Annotated in this window: 13 protein-coding genes; 6 read left to right on the top strand and 7 right to left on the bottom strand. The window is 72.5% G+C overall.

Annotation, left to right across the window (positions count from 1 at the left end; all coding sequences use genetic code 11):
• Positions 1 to 24 precede the first annotated feature (24 nt).
• The 3 genes from ACWD3H_RS14000 to ACWD3H_RS13990 are packed head-to-tail and all read left to right on the top strand — an operon-like array spanning position 25 to position 3,104.
• On the top strand, positions 25 to 312 hold the full coding sequence (locus tag ACWD3H_RS14000) for a YggT family protein (RefSeq protein ID WP_030909817.1): 288 nt from the start codon (positions 25 to 27) through the stop codon (positions 310 to 312).
• Positions 313 to 361: 49 nt separating this feature from the next.
• Complete coding sequence (locus ACWD3H_RS13995) at positions 362 to 1,219, top strand: DivIVA domain-containing protein (RefSeq protein WP_343980728.1); 858 nt, start codon at positions 362 to 364, stop codon at positions 1,217 to 1,219.
• Positions 1,220 to 1,262: 43 nt separating this feature from the next.
• Positions 1,263 to 3,104: a hypothetical protein gene (locus ACWD3H_RS13990; RefSeq protein WP_451955209.1), complete on the top strand. Its 1,842-nt coding sequence runs from the start codon at positions 1,263 to 1,265 to the stop codon at positions 3,102 to 3,104.
• A 296-nt stretch (positions 3,105 to 3,400) separates the two neighbouring features.
• Here ACWD3H_RS13990 and ileS read toward each other — a convergent pair whose 3' ends face one another.
• A complete protein-coding gene (gene ileS / locus ACWD3H_RS13985) occupies positions 3,401 to 6,559 on the bottom strand; it encodes an isoleucine--tRNA ligase (protein WP_451955208.1) in 3,159 nt (1,052 codons plus the stop codon).
• Between the two features lie 470 nt (positions 6,560 to 7,029).
• On the opposite strand from ileS, the gene ACWD3H_RS13980 reads away from it, so the two are divergent.
• The 3 genes from ACWD3H_RS13980 to ACWD3H_RS13970 are packed head-to-tail and all read left to right on the top strand — an operon-like array spanning position 7,030 to position 8,949.
• Positions 7,030 to 7,437 (top strand): TraR/DksA family transcriptional regulator, encoded by a 408-nt coding sequence (locus ACWD3H_RS13980; RefSeq protein WP_386274343.1) that lies wholly within the window; start codon positions 7,030 to 7,032, stop codon positions 7,435 to 7,437.
• Positions 7,401 to 8,027, top strand: a complete 627-nt coding sequence (locus ACWD3H_RS13975; RefSeq protein ID WP_355550916.1) for a signal peptidase II — start codon at positions 7,401 to 7,403, stop codon at positions 8,025 to 8,027. The genes ACWD3H_RS13980 and ACWD3H_RS13975 overlap by 37 nt, the downstream gene beginning before the upstream one ends.
• Positions 8,020 to 8,949 carry an RluA family pseudouridine synthase gene (locus ACWD3H_RS13970; protein ID WP_350924550.1) on the top strand — a complete coding sequence of 310 codons (930 nt, stop codon included), beginning with the start codon at positions 8,020 to 8,022 and terminating at the stop codon, positions 8,947 to 8,949. Before ACWD3H_RS13975 ends, ACWD3H_RS13970 begins: the two co-directional genes overlap by 8 nt.
• A 95-nt stretch (positions 8,950 to 9,044) precedes the next feature.
• On the opposite strand, the gene ACWD3H_RS13965 is transcribed toward ACWD3H_RS13970, so the two are convergent.
• From ACWD3H_RS13965 to ACWD3H_RS13940, 6 genes are read right to left on the bottom strand one after another with little or no spacing between them, the layout of a single operon-like run.
• On the bottom strand, positions 9,045 to 10,535 hold the full coding sequence (locus ACWD3H_RS13965; RefSeq protein ID WP_451955207.1) for a protein kinase domain-containing protein: 1,491 nt from the start codon (positions 10,533 to 10,535) through the stop codon (positions 9,045 to 9,047).
• 60 nt (positions 10,536 to 10,595) lie between these two features.
• Entirely contained in the window at positions 10,596 to 10,907 is a 312-nt protein-coding gene (locus ACWD3H_RS13960) for an AzlD domain-containing protein (protein ID WP_350924554.1), read from the bottom strand.
• Positions 10,904 to 11,584, bottom strand: a complete 681-nt coding sequence (locus ACWD3H_RS13955; protein ID WP_355550911.1) for an AzlC family ABC transporter permease — start codon at positions 11,582 to 11,584, stop codon at positions 10,904 to 10,906. The genes ACWD3H_RS13960 and ACWD3H_RS13955 overlap by 4 nt, the downstream gene beginning before the upstream one ends.
• Positions 11,585 to 11,607: 23 nt before the next feature.
• Entirely contained in the window at positions 11,608 to 12,441 is an 834-nt protein-coding gene (locus ACWD3H_RS13950) for an AraC family ligand binding domain-containing protein (RefSeq protein WP_451955206.1), read from the bottom strand.
• A complete protein-coding gene (locus tag ACWD3H_RS13945; RefSeq protein ID WP_451955205.1) occupies positions 12,438 to 14,342 on the bottom strand; it encodes a protein kinase domain-containing protein in 1,905 nt (634 codons plus the stop codon). The genes ACWD3H_RS13950 and ACWD3H_RS13945 overlap by 4 nt, the downstream gene beginning before the upstream one ends.
• A gap of 51 nt (positions 14,343 to 14,393) precedes the next feature.
• Positions 14,394 to 16,667: a protein kinase domain-containing protein gene (locus tag ACWD3H_RS13940; RefSeq protein WP_451955204.1), complete on the bottom strand. Its 2,274-nt coding sequence runs from the start codon at positions 16,665 to 16,667 to the stop codon at positions 14,394 to 14,396.
• Positions 16,668 to 16,915: the final 248 nt, after the last annotated feature.

The raw sequence follows: 16,915 nt of genomic DNA, 5'->3' as shown, positions 1-16,915 counted from the left end.
GCGGAGTGGAGGCGAGGGCGGACCGTGGGGATCGTTAGCGGGATCTTGGTCTTCGTCCTGTCCATCTACCTCGTGCTGCTGATCGGCAGAATGATCTTTGAGACGGTGCAGGCGTTCGCACGTCAGTGGCGCCCCACAGGCATCGTCCTGGTGCTGGCGGAAGCCGTATACACGGTGACCGACCCACCTCTCAAGTTCCTCCGCCGTTTCATTCCACCACTCCGGTTGGGTACGGTGGCCTTTGACCTAAGCTTCACAGTGCTGTTCATTGTGGTCTTGGTCTTGATCCAACTCGTGTCCGCGCTTCGTTGATCGGGTACCGTCCCCCCGGACAGACTCCAAGCGCGCCAAGGAGACCGAAATGCCGCTGACTCCCGCCGATGTGCGGAACAAGCAATTCAGTACGACCCGCCTTCGGCCGGGTTACGACGAGGAAGAGGTAGATGCCTTCCTCGATGAGGTCGAGTCCGAGTTGGACCGTCTCATTCAGGAGAACGAGGAGCTCCGCGCCAAGCTGGCGGAGTGCCTGCGGGGCAAGGTCCCCGGCGGGATGGGCATGGCCATGGCGCCCGCCCCCATCGCCGAGCCCAAGCCCGAGATGATGATGCAGCAGCCGGAGCCGATGCGCGCTCCCGAGCCGGTGCAGCATCAGCAGCCCGTTCCCGTCGGAATGGGAATGCCTCCGGCCGAGGACAACATGGACACCGCGGCCCGCGTGCTCGCCCTCGCGCAGCAGACCGCGGACCAGGCCATCGCCGACGCCCGCCGGGAGGCGGACGAGACGGTGACCCGGGCGCGCCGCGAGGCCGACGACATCCTCGGCAAGGCACGTCGCCAGGCCGAGCAGGTCATCGGTGACGCACGTGCCCGAGCCGAGACGCTGGAGCGCGACGCGCAGGAGCGGCACCGCCAGGCCATGGGCTCGCTGGTGCAGACCCGTGACGAGCTCGAGCGCAAGGTCGAGGAGCTCCGCAGCTTCGAGCGCGAGTACCGTAGCCGCCTGAAACTGTATCTGGAGAACCAGCTGGCCGAGCTCAACGTGGCTGCCGAGGGCAGCGGCGGGTTCCCGATCGTGAGCGGGCCTCCGGCCATGTCCCACGCGGTGGCCCCGGGTGGTCAGCCGACGCTCCAGGGCGCGCCCAACCCGTTCGGCGGCGACCCGTCGCAGCATTCGGGCGCCTTCCAGGGCGTTGACGGTCCTCACAACGACCGCCGCTAAGGTGTCGGGTCACCCCTTTTGACCCGCATCCGGGAGTCTTTCTGTGATCCTTATCAGCGCCGGTTTGGTACTCACGGCCATCGTCCTGCTCATCGTGGGGATCGTGCTGGCCAAACCGTTTCTGGTCATGTGGTCGATCGCGGTCAGCGTGCTGTCCGCCGTCTTCCTGGTGATCGGGGCGTTGTTGCGGCGCCACGAGCTGTTCCCCGGCGGGCAGGCCGGGGCCGCTCCGCCCCTTCCCGAGAAGGGACCGATGCCGGCCGGGTCCGTCCCCGCGCCGCACGGTGTGCCGAACCAGCCTCCCGTGCCACCGCACATGATGGCGCAGCACGGGATGCGGCAGCAGACGCCCGTGGCCCCGACCCAGCCGCGACGAGGCCCGGTGGCCGGGCCGGCCACCGCCACCGTCGCGAGGCGGGGCGCCCTGGACGCCGAGGCGATCGTGCTGGTCATCCCCGGCCGCAAGCGCTATCACGTCGCGGGGTGCCGCCAGCTGGCCGGCAGGGATCATGAGGAGCTCACCCACGAGGAGGCTCGTGAGGAGGGCTTCACGCCCTGTACCACCTGCCTGCCGGAACCCGCCGCCGGAAGCAGGCCGCACCAGACCCCGCCCGGGGTGCGGGAGCCCGCCGAGCCCCTGAGCGCCTCCCCGGAGTCCGGCCCCGCGGGCAGCGCCGCTGAGCCCGGCCCGCACGAGGCCACCGCCAGGTTCACCGCCCCGTACCGTCCCGCGCGGCCCGCGGCCCCCGCCGGAGGGCAGCAGGCCCCCGGAGCACGGCCCGAGTCCCCGCCAAGGCCGGAGAACCCCGCCGCCAGGCGGGAGAGCGCCGTGTCCCGGCAGGAGCCCCCGCGCTCCCCGCAGGAGCCCGTCGTCCCGGTCGCCCGGCCCTACATTCAGTCCTCCGAGCCGCAGGTACGGCCCCAGGAGCCGGTGAGTCCCCCGCTCCGCGCGGCGGAGTCCCCGACCCCCTCGGTGCCGATCCGGCTGCCGAAGGTCCCCGAGATCCCGCATGCCGAGTCCGAGGCCACCAGCTGGTTCAGCCGTGACATGGTCGCCCAGGCGTCCAAGCCGGAGACCCCGGTGGCTCCGGCCAGGCCCGAGCCCGAGGCGGCGGAGCCCGCCAGGCCCGGACCGGCCGTGGGCGGCGCCTCCGCGAGCCGGGGAGAGGCGCCTGAGAGCGCCAAGCCGGAAACCGGCGAGGCCGAGCGCACCGGCCCCGGGAACGTCGAGCCCGAGCCCGCTGCGCCCGAGGCCACGGCGTCCAAGGCCACGGCGTCCAAGGCCACGGCGTCCGAGCCGGCCGCGTCCGAGAGCGGCGCGTCCGGGGCCGCCAAGGCCGGGGCACAGGCCAAGGCCGAAGCCGGGCCTTCGGCGCCCGGGCCCCGCCCAGGGGCCGAGACCGCCGGGCGAGACTCCGCCCCGTCGGAGCCGTCCCCCTCGGGCAAGCCCGGAGCCGCCGACTCAGGCTCCGCGGAGCCTGAGAGGCCCGAGGAGCCGGGACCCCGAGAGGCATCGGATTCCGGGCGCCGGGCCACCGCCGATGGCACGACAGCTGAGCCGGTGGAGCCGGCCGAGACCGCACCCGGGCGCGCCGGGCAGGTAGCGGCCGACTCCACCTCGGTGGAGCCCGCAGCCGGTCCCTCTCCCAAGGACCGTGACGCCAAGGACCGTGACGCCGAGGGCGACCCCGGGGCCGAGGAGCAGAAGGCGGGCGACGGGACCGTCATGGTCATCATCGGCACCCGTCGCTTTCATGACCCCGCCTGCCCTCTGATCAAGGGCGCGGGCGACAGCGGCACCGAGGTCATCTCCCTGGTCGAGGCCGAGGGAGCCGGCCTGATCAACTGCTCGATCTGCCTGAACGACCACCGGGGCCAGAGCTGACACCTGGCGTGACCACCGCCCGCCTCGCTCACCGTTCACCACGAGGAGGCGGGCGTGTCTCGGTGCCCGCGGACCGCCGCTGCCGTGCGGTGACGCTCCTCTCCGGGCCGCGGCGGACGCCGAGCGTCACCTGAGGCGCCGGGCCGGCCGCCCCTTCCGTGCAGTGACGGTTCCTTCCGGTCGGTGACGGACGCGGAGCACCACCTGAGGCGCCGGGCCGGTCGCTCTCGGTGTGCACCGGAACGGCCGGGCTCTCCGGGAGCCCGGCCGTCCCGTGACGCCGGAACGCTCCGCCGTCAGGCCGTGGCCGTCGCGCGGCGGAGCTGGAAGGTCAGGCCCAGCTCGGCGTCGCTGTGGGTGGGAAGGCCGTCGGCGCCGCCCTCGGTGAGGGAGACGGCGAGGACCTCGTCGGCCACCGCACGGCCCTGGGTCCGCAGGGCCTCGGCCAGGTCGGTGTCACCGGTGGACCACCACACGTCGATCCGGTCGGAGATCGACAGGCCGGTGGACTTGCGGGTGTCCTGGAGCAGGCGGATGACGTCGCGGATCAGGCCAGAGCGGCGCAGCTCGTCGGTGATGGTCAGGTCGAGGGCGACGGTCTCGCCGGAGGCGGCCTCCACCGCCCAGCCGGACCTGGGCTGCTCGGTGACGATCACGTCGTCGACGCCGATCTCCACCGCTCCCAGCTCTCCCGCGTCGACCAAGACCGGCGAGCCGGTGCGGAGCGCGCGGGCGAGCTCCGCGGGCTCGGCGGCGGTGACGGCCGCGGCGACCAGCTTGGTCTGCGAGCCGAACCGCTTGCCCAGCGCCCGGAAGTTGGGCTTGACCGTGAAGGAGACCAGGTCCGCCCCGATCCCGGACAGGTCCTCCAGGCCCTTGACGTTGAGCTCGTCGGCGATCAGTTCGCGCAGCTCGGGCGGGAGCGTGGCCCAGCCGGGGGCGCCGACCAGGGCACGGCCGAGCGGCTGGCGGGTCTTCACCCCGCTGGAGGCGCGGGCCGAGCGGCCCAGCTCCACCAGGCGGCGGACCAGGGCCATCCGCTCCGACAGCTCCTCATCCAGCAGCTCGCCGTTGACCTCGGGCCAGCCGGCCAGGTGGACCGAGACGGGGGCGTCGGTGTCGCGGAGCACGTCCCAGACGTAGTCGGTGGTGAACGGCACCACCGGTGCCATCAGCCGGGTGACGGTCTCCAGGCACTCGTAGAGCGTGGCGAACGCCGCGGTGTCACCGGCCCAGAAGCGGCGGCGGGAGCGTCGCACATACCAGTTGGACAGGTCGTCGAGGAACTCCGAGAGCCGCCGCCCGACGCGGGCGGTGTCGAAGACGTCCATCGACGCGGTGACCTCGGCCACCGTCCGGTGCAGCTCGGCGAGGGCCCAGCGGTCGATCAACGGGCGCTCGGCGTACGCGGGAGCCTCGGCGAGCCTGGAGGGCGACCAGGACTCGGCGTTGGCGTACAGGGTGAAGAAGGAGGTGGTGTTCCAGTAGGTGAGCAGGACCTTGCGGACGATCTCCTCAAGGGCGCCGTGCCCGACCCTGCGGGCCGCCCACGGTGAGCCGGAGCAGGCCATGTACCAGCGCAGCGCGTCGGCGCCGTGCTGGTCCATCAGCGGCATCGGCTGGAGCACGTTGCCCAGGTGCTTGCTCATCTTGCGGCCGTCCTCGGCCAGGATCAGGCCGAGGCAGAGCACGTTCTCGTACGAGGACCGGTCGAAGACGAGCGTGCCGACCGCCATCAGCGAGTAGAACCAGCCGCGGGTCTGGTCGGTGGCCTCGCAGATGAACTGCGCCGGATAGGCCTTCTCGAGCATCTCCTCGTTGCGGTACGGCGCCCCCCACTGGGCGAACGGCATCGAGCCCGAGTCGTACCAGGCGTCGATCACGTCGGGCACCCGCCGGGCCTCGGCCCCGCAGGTGGGGCAGGGCAGTGTGACGTCGTCCACGTAGGGGCGGTGCGGGTCGAGCGCGGAGACGTCCCGGCCGGACAGCCGGCTCAGCTCCTCCAGCGAGCCGACGCACGTGACGTGCGACTCGTCGGCGGTGCAGATCCACAGCGGCAGCGGGGTGCCCCAGTAACGCGAGCGCGACAGCGACCAGTCGACGTTGTTGCGCAGCCACTCGCCGAAGCGGCCCCACTTGATCGTCTCGGGGTACCAGTTGGTCTTCTCGTTCTCGGCGAGGAGCCGGTCCTTGATCGCGGTGGTGCGGATGTACCAGGCGGGCAGGGCGTAGTAGAGCAGCGCGGTGTGGCAGCGCCAGCAGTGCGGGTAGCTGTGCTCGAAGTGGCTGCCCCGATAGAGCAGGCCGCGCGCCCGCAGGTCGGCGGTGAGCCCCTCGTCGGCGTCCTTGAAGAACTGGCCCCCGACCTGGGGCACGCTGTCGAGGAACCGGCCGTCGGGGCCGATCGGGTTGACCACGGGCAGCCCGTACCGCTTGCAGGTCGTCATGTCGTCGGCGCCGAAGGCGGGTGCCTGGTGAACCAGGCCGGTACCGTCCTCGGTGGTGACGTAGTAGCCGAGCACCACGTAGTGCGCGCCGGGGATGTCGACCAGGTCGAAGGGGCGCGAGTAGGTGGTGTGCTCCAGGTCGGCGCCCTGGAAGGAGGCCAGGACCTCGGCCCCCTCGCCCAGCGCGGAGACGACCAGCGGCTCGGCCACCACCAGGACCTCGTCGGACCCCGCGGGGCGCGCCGCGACGTAGGTCACGTCGGGGTGCAGGGCCACGGCGGTGTTGGAGACCAGCGTCCAGGGCGTGGTGGTCCAGATCAGCAGCGAGGCGCCGAGGTCGGCCAGCGGTCCCGAGGTGGCGGGCATGCGGACGTAGACCGACGGGCTGGTGACGGTCTCGTAGCCGCCGGGCTGGCCCAGCTCGTGGTCGGACAGGCCGGTGCCGCAGCGGGGACAGTACGGGGTGATGCGGAAGTCGCGGGAGAGCAGGTCCTTGTCGAAGATGACCTTGAGTGACCACCAGACGGACTCCACGTAGGCCGGGTCCATCGTGCGGTAGGCCTGGGACAGGTCGATCCAGTACCCCATCCGCTCGGTCATCTCCTCGAAGGCGTCCACATGCCGCAGCACCGACTCGCGGCACTTGGCGTTGAACTCGGCGACGCCGTACGCCTCGATGTCCTTCTTGCCGGAGAGACCGAGGGATTTCTCGACGGCGACCTCGACGGGGAGCCCGTGGCAGTCCCAGCCCGCCTTGCGGGGCACGCTGTAGCCCCGCATCGACTTGTAGCGGGGGAAGACGTCCTTGAAGACGCGGGCCTCGACGTGGTGGACGCCCGGCATGCCGTTGGCGGTGGGCGGGCCCTCGTAGAAGACCCAGGTGGGGCCGCCGGTGTTCTGCTCGACCGAGCGCTCGAAGATCTTGCCGTCCCGCCAGCGGTCGAGCACCTCGTGCTCAAGCGCGGGAAGATCGACCTGCGCAGGAAGAGAGCGGAAATAGGCGGACATGATGGGCTGGACCTCCACGCTGGAATCGGCTGTGGCGTGGAGGGACGAGGCTGTTGGGCCCCGCGGTACCACCCTCCTTGGCCTTCGCGTGCGAGAAGGCCCTCTTCCTTTGGTCTGCTGCCGGGTCTACTGGGCCGTCACGGCCGTTCTTCCGGCGGCTCCGGGGTGATCTTCCCTCAGCGCCTCGCCCCGGGCTCGCACCGTCCCCGGGTCGCTCGTGCGAGGGGGTGCGGAGGTTGCTGTCCCCATCAACGCCGTGCAGGCTCACACGATAACGCACCCGCCTGCCGGAAGCTTCCCCATATCAGAGGCGGCTGGGGGGAATCAGGGGGAAGCGACCGGATGTTACTGGATTGGCAAACATTGCGGCGGGTCGTTTGTCGTTCTGTTATGAGGGACCTAAGCTGCCCGCACCGTTTACCACATTGGATACGGTCCGATCTAGCAAGGAGGTCGCCATGGCCGCGACCGTGCGCGCAGACAACAGCGCGGCAGCGCCGTCATCCGACGGTGCCGTCGTCACCTGGTCGGCCGAGGAACTCGCGGAGGTCCGCGGGCGACTGGTCGCGGAGAGCCGCGAGCTCACCAAGGAGATCGCCAAGGCCGAGATCGAGATCGCGTCAAGCGACGTTACCGACGGTGCGGGCGACGACCAGGCCGACGCCGGAGCGCGGACGTATGAACGTGAGCGCGAAATCGCCCTTACCCTGAACTCGCGCGACCTGGTCGCGCAGAACGAGCGAGCGATCGCCCGGATCGACGCGGGGACCTACGGAGTGTGCGAATCGTGCCATCAGCCGATCGGAAAGGAGCGCCTTCAGGCGTTTCCGAGGGCGACGCTGTGCGTGGCCTGCAAGCAGCGGGAGGAGCGCCGCTGACCGGCGACACCGAGAACGGGGCGGCCCCCGCCGCCCCGCTCGCGGCGCGGCGGATCGCCGTGCTCGCGGTGATCGTCCCCATCGTCTACGCCCTCGACCTCGCCACGAAGACCCTCGTACTGAAGACCCTGGAGGGCAGGGAACCCATCGTGGTCATCCCCGGCGTGCTCCAGTTCCGGGTGATCTTCAATTCCGGGGCCGCCTTCGGCCTCGGCACCGGGATGACGATCGTCTTCACCTGTGTCGCGGCCGCCGTCGTGGTGGCGATCCTGCGTACCGCGCGCAACCTGCGCAGCCTACCCTGGGCGATCACGCTGAGCCTGCTGCTCGGCGGGGCGCTCGGCAACCTCACCGACCGGATCTTCCGCTGGCCCTCGGGCTTCGGCTCCGGCAGGCCCGCACCGCTGCAGGGACACGTGGTCGACTTCGTGGAGACCTTCCCCGGCCACTTCCCGGTCTGGAACATCGCCGACTCGGCGATCGTCTGCGGCGGCATCCTGGCGGTCTTCCTCGCCTGGCGGGGCTACCAGATCGACGGCACGCGCGACACGGGAGCCGAGAAGGAAGCGAAGGAGAACGGCAATGGCTGACCGGCGGAGTCTCCCCGTCCCCGACGGGCTGGAGGGCGAGCGTCTCGACGCCGCCCTGTCACGCCTGTTCGGCCTCTCCCGCACCCGGGCGGCCGAGCTGATCGTCGCCGGTGACGTGCTGGTGGACGGCTCGACCGCGGCCAAGTCCGACCGGCTCCACGGGGGCGCCTGGCTGGAGGTCACCCTCCCGCCGCCGCCCACCGCGCCGATGCCGGTGGCGGAACCCGTGCCCGGCATGCACATCGTGTACGAGGACGACGACATCGTCGTCGTCAACAAGCCCGTCGGCGTGGCCGCCCATCCGACCACCGGCTGGACCGGACCCACCGTGATCGGGGGCCTGCTCGGCGCCGGCCACCGGGTGGCCACCAGCGGCGCGGCCGAGCGCCAGGGCATCGTGCACCGGCTGGACGCCAACACCACCGGCGCGATGGTCGTCGCCAAGAGCGAGCACGCCTACTCCCACCTGAAGCGGGCCTTCAAGGAGCGCACCGTCGACAAGCGCTACCACGCGCTGGTCCAGGGCCACCCCGACCCGCACCGCGGCACCGTGGACGCGCCGATCGACCGCCACCCCGTCGGGGACGGCCGCTGGGCGGTCGTGGCGGGGGGCAAGGAGTCGGTCACCCACTACGACACGATCGAGGCGTTCCGCGCGGCTTCGCTGCTGGACATCAAGCTGGAGACGGGCCGGACCCACCAGATCCGGGTCCACATGTCGGCGCTGCGCCACCCGTGCGTCGGCGACATGCTGTACGGGGCCGACCCGACCCTGGCCGCGCGGCTGGGAGTGAGCCGGCAGTGGCTGCACGCGGTCTCCCTGGCCTTCGAGCATCCCACCACCGGCGAGTGGGTCTCCTTCACCACCGCCTACCCCGACGACCTGGCCCACGCCCTGAAGGTCGTCGCCGCCGAGTCCTAGCGCGGCCCGCCGGTCCCCGCGGCGGGCGTGCCTTCGCGCCGGTGGCCCTGCCGGCGCGTCCGGCCGTTGCCGGGTTCACCGTTTCCGGTGGTTTCTCAGGCCCTGCCCCGGGCGCTCGCGCCGAGGGCGACCGCCCCGGCCTCGGGGGCGATCTGGTCGGGGGAGTCGCCCTGCTGCCCCCGGCCCGGCGCGTCGCCCGAGCCCTCCTCGGCTCCCTCGCCCCCGTCGTCCCGTCCTCCCTGGTCGTCCTCTCCCCGGTCGCCCGAGGAGGGCTCCTCGGGCTGCTCGGAACCGTCCTGCGACGGCTTGCCTGACGGTTTCCCCGAAGGCTCACCCGTCGGCTCGTCCGACGGTCTGTCCCGAGGGGCGGGGTCGCCGTCCCCCGACCTCTCGGGGGCCGGGCGGGTGGGGGCACCGCCGTCTCCGGCGCCGTCGTCCCTGGCGGGGGCGTTTCGCGCGGGGGCCTTCGCCCGCTCGGGCTCGGCGGTCGGCGTACCCTCCCCGGAGGGCACACTCGCCGGGGCCGGCGGCCTCGCGGGGGTCTGGTCGAAGGAGTTGGCGGCGACCCAGGCCATCCCAGCCGAGGTCAGGGCGACGGCGAGCGCCATCGCGACCATCGCCGCGATCGCCGGGCGCCGTTGCCTCCCCGGGGCGGCCACCGGGCCGGGCTCGGGCACCGGTCGCCCGGCTCCGGCAGGGGCGGTGGGCGCGCCCACCGGCACGGGGATCGCCGAGGGCAGTTCGATCGGCATGGTCGGCTGCGGGGTGGTCCCGTTCACCAGCGAGGTCAGGTGGACCTGCACCTCCTGGGCCGACATGCGTCGCGCGGGATCCTTGCGGAGCAGACCGAAGATCACGGGAGCGAGCGGTCCGGCGAACCGCAGCGGCGGGGGTTCCTGGTGCATGACGGCGCTGAGCGTCGCCAGCGGGTGGGCGCGCTCGAAGGGGGAGCGTCCCTCGACCGCCATGTGCAGCGTCACGCCGAGTGACCACAGGTCGGAGGCGAACTCGGCGGAGCCGCCGCTCGCCCGCTCAGGCGCGATGAACGCCGGGGTACCGATGAGCGAGCCGGTCCTGGTGATCGACGAGTCGCCCTCCAGGACGGCGATGCCGAAGTCGGTGAGCACGGCCCGCCCGTCCTTGGAGAGCAGGACGTTGTCCGGCTTCACGTCCCGGTGCAGGACGCCCGCGTGATGGGCGGCGAGCAGCGCGCCCAGCACCTCCAGCCCGATCCGCGCCACCCGCGCCGGCGGCAGCGGCCCGTCCTCCCTGATCACCGCTCCGAGCGTGCGGGAGTCGACCAGTTGCATGACGATCCAGGGGCGCCCGTGCTCCTCGATCACGTCGTACACCGTGGCGACCCCCGGATGCCCGATCCGCCCGGCGGCCCGGGCCTCCCTGAGCGTCCGCATGGTGAAGACCTCGCGCTCGGGACCGGTGAGGTCGGGGGAGGGGATGACCTCCTTGACCGCCACATCGCGGCCCAGCACCTCGTCCTGTGCTCGCCAGACCGTCCCCATGCCTCCTCGGCCGATACGTTCGAGCAGGCGGTAGCGGGCTCCGATGATCCCCTGAGAATCGGTCATGCGCCGACGCCTACCCAGGATTAATCCCGACATTCAGGATTAGCTACGCAGGTCACCTTCTCAGTTCAGCAGGTGGCGCAGCGCGGCGGTGACGACGGCCGCCACCGCGAGGACCACCAGGAACGGGGCGCGCAGCAGCAGCGCCACCACGGCCGCGCCCATCCCCGCGGTGCGCGGCCAGTCCAGATGCAGCGCCTGCCCGTGCCCGAAGGTCTGCACCGCGATCAGCGCCGCCAGCAGGGCCACCGGGACCAGCGTCGCGAAGCGCTGCACCCCGGGGTGGTCGAGGATCCGGCGCGGTGCCGACAGCCCGGCGAGCTTCAGCGCGTAGCAGGCCGCGCAGGTGGCGACGATCGCCCACCAGAGGGTCACCTGGGCCTCCTCAGGATCACCGCGAGCACGGCCACGGAGGCGAGCAGTACGGGCACACCCGGCGGGGTGAACGGGGTCGCGGCCAGCGCGATCACCGCGCCGCCGCCCGCGATCAGCCGCAGCGCACGGGCCTCGGGGCCGCTCCCGGTGAGCCGGGGCCACAGGATGGCCAGGAACGTCGCGGGACCGACCGCGTCCAGGCCGAACACCGCGGGGTCGGCCACCCAGGAGGTGCCCAGCGCGCCGAGGAGGGTGGTGGCGTTCCAGGTCAGGTAGAGGGTGACGAAGGTGACCAGGAACGCCGTCCTGGACGACTCCTCGTCCGGCTGGGCCAGGGCGACCGCGGTCGTCTCGTCGATCACGCCCTGGGCCGTCAGCGGCCTGCGCCAGCCCCGGATGTCGAGCACGCCGGCCATGCGCAGGCCGTACAGGCTGTTGCGGGCGCCCAGCAGCATCGCGCCGGCCGTGCCCGCGACCAGGTTGCCGCCGCCCGCGACGACTCCGACGAGGGCGAACTGCGAGGCACCGGTGAAGGCGAACAGGCTCAGCACGCTCGCCTGCGTGACGCTCAGCCCCGCGGTGACCGCCGCGGCGCCGAAGGCGACCCCGGACAGCCCGACGGCGATCCCCACGCCCAGTCCGTCCCTTGTCGCGGAGGAGCGAGTGGTTGTATCCATGGAAAGGGAGCTTATGTCTGGTTTTAACTTCCGGTCTTGTACGTTCCTGCACGCTGGTACGCGGCGGGGGGAACGCCCACCATCCGTTTGAAGTGCCTGCTCAGGTGGGCCTGGTCGGTGAACCCCACATCCCCGGCGACCTGCGCGGGAGGTGTACCCGCCTGGAGCAGCCGCCGGGCACGCATGATCCGCAACGTGTTCAGGTAGGCGTGCGGGGGCAGCCCGGTGGCCGCCTTGAAGGCCCGGATCAGCGCGAACGGCCTGGCGTCGACGGCCCGCGCCAGGTCCTCGATCGTGGGCGGGTCGACGAGCCGCTCGTGCAGGATCTCCCGGGCGCGTCGCACCGCCGGGTCCTGGTCGCAGGAGCGCGCCTCCAGAAGAGGGCGGGTGGCGTGCCGCCGGAGCAGGGCGGCGAAGGCGGTGCGGGCCAGCGTCGAGGAGGCGAGGTCGTCGCCGTGCTCCGCGGCCTGGTGCGCGGCCCGCAGCAGCTCGACGGTGGGCTGGTGATAGGTGACGGTCTCGGGGAAGCAGGGAGTGCCGCGGCCGGTCATCACCTCGGCGGCGATCTCGGAGACGAACTCGACGGACGGGTAGAGGACCCGGTAGCTCCATCCCTCGGGGACGCCCGCGTGGCCGTCGTGCGCCTCCTGGGGGTTGAGCGTGCTCAGGCTGCCCGCGCCCGCGCGGTGGCGGGCGCCCCGGTAGCCGAACTCCTCCACTCCGGAAAGGACCAGCGCGATCGCGTAGCCTTCGTGCGCGTGCGGGGCGAAGCGGTGGGTCACGTATCTGGCCTTGAGCAGGTCCACCCCGGGCAGTCCCGGGCTGCGCCAGAAGCGCGCCCTCTCCGGCTCGCTCATGAGCGGAAGGTCCTGGTGAACGTGTCGAAGAGGGAGCGGTCCCACTCCGACTCCGGGCTCTCCCAGTAGATCGCGTACGGCCGGTCGGCGAGGGTGCGGAAGCCCCGGTCCAGGACGTGCGTGCGGACCCCGTCCTTGAGGTAGGTGAACTCCCAGTCGGCGGCGGGCACCCCCCGGTATCTCAGCGAGGTGATGCCGATCCGCTGGTAGCCCGGCCAGACATTGTCGGCCTTGCCGGCCCGCTCCACCTTCTGCCAGTGCCTGAGCGGGTCCTTCTCCGGGTCGTCCGTCGACTCGATCCACAGCAGAGCACTCGACCCGGGGGCGCGGAACTCCACCCGGTCGCGGCCGGAGAACCGCTTGACCTGCCATCCCCTGGGCACCGCGACGGAGAAGCCCATCGGGTCGCGGTGCAGCCGCCAGCCCGCGGGGATCGTCCGGCTCGGCCGCGGGGTCACCGTCGGGGTCACCGTCGGGGTCACCGTCGGGGTGGCAGCCCGGGGCGTCTCGGGCGGGGTGCCGCCGGTGATCGGGGCCGTGGCCGTCGGCAGGCCGGGACCGGTGTCGGCCGTGGTGTTCTGGGCCCGCACGACCAGCCACCCGCCGACCCCGACCGCCACCACGAGCACGGGGATTCCGGCCAGGAGCGCCAGCCGTCCCGCTCCGGTCCGCCGCGCGGGCTCGCCTCCGGTGCCGGTGGGCTGTTCCCGCACCGGCCAGGAGCCCGGATGCGGCTGCTCGTAGCCGTACGCCCCCTGGTCGGGGTGTGTGTGCTCGGGATGTGTGTGTCCGGCCGGGTACGGGGGGTGCTCGGGGTGCGTGTGCGCGGGTGGGTACGGGGGCTGCTCGGGGGCACCCGGAGGGTTTCGGTAACCCGGCTGCCAACCGCTCCGCGCCGTGTCCGGGTGCGGCTGTCCCGCGTACCGGGGGTCGGCGTGTGACGGGCCGGCATATGACGGGCCGGCGTATGACGGGCCGGTGTGCGGCGGGTTGGGGTGAGCTCCGGGGGAGCCGTGCGGCTGCTGTCCGGGATACGGCTCCCATCCCGAGAGGGGGCCCGCGGCAGGTCCCGAGGGGCCCCGGGAGGACGCGGGACCAGAGGAGGCGCGGTTGAGCAGGGCCTCGGCCTGGTCGGGCACCATCCGGGCGGCCGGATCCCTGGCCATCAGGCCGAGGATCGCCATCGCCAGGGGGCCCGGGTGGGTCATGGGGCTCGGCTCGCCGTGCAGGACGGCCATCATGGTGGCGGCGGCCGTGGGCCGCTCGAACGGGGGCCGGCCCTCGACCGCCGCGTACAGCGTCGCCCCGAGCGACCACAGGTCCGACTCGGGGGTGGCGGGCAGCCCGTGCAGCCGCTCGGGGGGCAGGAACGCGGGTGTGCCGACCATCCCGCCGGTGCGGGTGATGCCGGTCTCCTGCGTCATGGAGGCGATGCCGAAGTCGGTCAGCACCACCCGGCCGTCGTCGGCCAGCAGCACGTTCTCCGGCTTGACGTCGCGGTGCAGCACCCCCGCGGCGTGTGCGGCCCGCAGCGCGCCCAGCACGTGCAGTCCCACCGAGGCCACCCGCTCGGGCGGGAGGGGGCCGTGGGCGCGGACGACCTCCCCCAGCGACCGGGACCTGACCAGCTGCATGACGATCCAGGGACGCCCCTCCTCCTCGACCACGTCGTGCACGATGATCACGGATGGGTGGTCGAGGCGTCCGGCGGTCCTGGCCTCGCGGATCGTGCGCCGGTTCAGGTCGGCGCGGGCGGCCTCGTCGACCCCCCGGTGACGGACCTCCTTGACGGCCACGACCCGGTCGAGGAGCTCGTCATGGGCTCGCCAGACGATGCCCATGCCGCCCTCGCCGAGGTGTTCGAGCAACTGGTAGCGGCCCGCCACCTTTCGCTCCGCCATCTCCCCCGCCTCCCTCCGAGCCCCACGAATCGTAGCCGGTAGGGATCCGCCCTACTTTTTCGAGGAGAAGGTCGCGGCGAACCCCTCGAAGTAGTGCAGGTTCTTCTTCCAGTCCTTGGCCAGGGTGTGCCAGTAGATGGCGTACCCCCGGCCGCCCTTGGTGACGAACCCCCGGTTGAGCACCCGGGCCTTGCCCGAACTCATCTGCCAGGTGAACTCCCAGTCGGCGGCCTTCACCATGTAGTCGACCTTCTCGATCTTGATCCGCTTGTAGCCGGGGAAGTTGCCGCGGCTGTACCCCTCCTGGTTCTCCCAGTCCCGCTTGGGGTCGGGGCCCGCCCGGTCGACGTACTCGACGAAGACGAAGCTGGTCCGGTCGGGGCCGCGGAACCACACCTGCTGGCCGGGCCGTTTGTCCACGCTCCACCCCTTGGGCAGGCCGATCGAGAAGCCGTTGGCATCCTTGTGCATCCGCCAGCCGGAGGGCAGGGCGGACTTCTTCTCGGTCTTGGTGGGGCTCGGGCTGGGCGGGGGAGAGGACGCCGGCTCGGGTGAGCCCTGCGGGGTCGCCTTGGCATCGCCGCTCGGGACGCTCGGCGCGCTTGAGGTGCCCGGCTTCCCCGAGCCGGCCCGCGTGGCCTCCTCGTTCTCGCGGCTGCGCATGCCGAGCCAGCCGGCGACCCCGCCGACGACCAGCAGCGCGGGCAGCAGCACCAGCAGCCCCCGCTTCAGCTGGGAGCCGCCGCGCTTCTGCGAGGTCAGCGTGGCCGCCTCGTGGTCATGGCCGGCGTAGGAGGGGGCCGAGGGCTCTCGCCACTGGGCGGGTGCGGGCTCGCTCGCGGGCTCTGCTCTGGGCGAGGGCTCGCGGCCCACCGGCGGGAAGGGGTTGGGCCGCGAGACGGGGACGGGCCTCCGGCGCGCGAATCCCTGCTCGGCCGCGGCGGGAGGGGCGCCCTCGCGGCTCGCGGCGGGTCTCTCCTCGGCCACGGCGGGCGGGGGCGTGGCACGAGACGCGGCGGCGGGCTTCGCCTCCGGGGCCGGTGCCGGCTCGGAAGCGATGCCGGAGCTCGCGGCGGCGGACCTCGCCGCCGCAGCCGCGCCGGCCGCGGCCGCCGCTCCGGCGGCCCTGGCGCCGGAGGGTGCCCTGCTGGTGGGCCGGTTCGCCTCGGAGTCGTCCGCGGCCTCCGGAGCGGGACCGCTCCCGGCGCCGGGGGCGGCCTTGGCACCGGGCTTCGCCCCCGGCGCCGCCTTCGCGGTCTTCGCCTTCGCCCCGGCGCCCGGCTCCCGCCGTACGTCTCCGGCGGGCGGCTCCGCGGTGGCCTTCGGCGGCTCCTCGCCCCGCGCGGGCGCCACCTCGTCCCCGGACTCGGCGGGTACGGAGTCCAGCTTCGCGCCGGTCTGGGGGAGGGCGCCGGCCTGGAAGCGGGCTCCGGGATCGGTGTCGGCCGCCGGGCTCACGGCGGGCATGACGGCGGTCCTGGCGGGCCGGTCACGGTTGCCCGCCCCCTCGGCCACCCTGCGCAGCAGCCGCTCCGCCTCCTTGTAGGGCATGCGCAGCGCCGGGTCCTTGCGGAGCAGCCCCTCCAGGATCGGGGCCAGCGGCCCGGCGTGGACCGGGGGCTCGGGCTCGTCGTTCAGGACGGCGTGCATGGTCGGCAGCGCACCGCCCCGGTCGTGCGGGGGCTTGCCCTCGACGGCGGCGTACAGGGTCGCGCCGAGCGACCACAGGTCCGACTCGCGCTGCGCGCTGCCGCCCTTGATGCGTTCGGGAGGGATGAACGCGGGGGTGCCCGCGATGCCGGTCATGGTCAGCGCGGTCTCGGCTTCGAGCGTCGCGATGCCGAAGTCGGTCAGCACCACCCGGCCGTCGTCGGCCAGCAGCACGTTCTCCGGCTTGACGTCGCGGTGCAGCACTCCCTGGGCGTGGGCGGCGCGCAGTGCCTCCAGCACCTGCAGGCCGATCTCCGCCACCCGCTGCGGCGGCAGCGGCCCGTCCTGCCTCAGCACCTTGCCGAGGGAGCGCGACTCCACCAGCTGCATGACGATCCAGGGACGCCCGTCCTCCTCGACGACGTCGTGGACGACCACCACGTTCGGGTGGGTCAGGCGCCCGGCGGCACGTGCCTCGCGCTTGGTGCGCCGGTTGAAGTCCTCCTGGTTGTCCTCGCCGAGCATGTCGGCGTAGCGGACCTCCTTGATCGCGACCTCGCGGTCCAGAAGCTCGTCATGGGCCCGCCACACGATGCCCATGCCACCCCGGCCGATGGCTTCGAGCAGGTGGTAACGGGAGGCGATACGGCGCCCCTCGGGCTGTGCTTCGGCCATCAACCGGCTTACCTCCTTCGGAACCCCCGAATACTCTCATAGCCCAGTAAAGTGATCGACTCACTCGCCGGGGAAAAGTCCATATCCTGAGATGCGCTGTCCAGTACGTGACGGGTGTCCAGCAGATGACCTAAGATTGGCCCCATGACCTGTTGTTTCGCGTTTACCGGCCCGGCTCCGGAGAGCCGGTCGTGACAGCGTGATCTAGCCTCTGTCCCGCGGATCTTACCGTGGCGAGGGTCGGTCGG

This window comes from Streptosporangium sp. NPDC002607 (genome assembly GCF_053592655.1).
This window is presented reverse-complemented; position numbering and strand designations above follow the sequence as displayed.

What these genes read in the sequence shown, in the direction of transcription:
- ACWD3H_RS13955 (WP_355550911.1), bottom strand. Translation starts at nt 11,584, where the DNA reads ATGGATACAACCACTCGCTCCTCCGCGACAAGGGACGGACTGGGCGTG.
- ACWD3H_RS13965 (WP_451955207.1), bottom strand. Translation starts at nt 10,535, where the DNA reads ATGACCGATTCTCAGGGGATCATCGGAGCCCGCTACCGCCTGCTCGAA.
- ACWD3H_RS13950 (WP_451955206.1), bottom strand. Translation starts at nt 12,441, where the DNA reads ATGAGCGAGCCGGAGAGGGCGCGCTTCTGGCGCAGCCCGGGACTGCCC.
- ACWD3H_RS13940 (WP_451955204.1), bottom strand. Translation starts at nt 16,667, where the DNA reads ATGGCCGAAGCACAGCCCGAGGGGCGCCGTATCGCCTCCCGTTACCAC.
- ACWD3H_RS13995 (WP_343980728.1), top strand. Translation starts at nt 362, where the DNA reads ATGCCGCTGACTCCCGCCGATGTGCGGAACAAGCAATTCAGTACGACC.
- ACWD3H_RS13970 (WP_350924550.1), top strand. Translation starts at nt 8,020, where the DNA reads ATGGCTGACCGGCGGAGTCTCCCCGTCCCCGACGGGCTGGAGGGCGAG.
- ileS (WP_451955208.1), bottom strand. Translation starts at nt 6,559, where the DNA reads ATGTCCGCCTATTTCCGCTCTCTTCCTGCGCAGGTCGATCTTCCCGCG.
- ACWD3H_RS13945 (WP_451955205.1), bottom strand. Translation starts at nt 14,342, where the DNA reads ATGGCGGAGCGAAAGGTGGCGGGCCGCTACCAGTTGCTCGAACACCTC.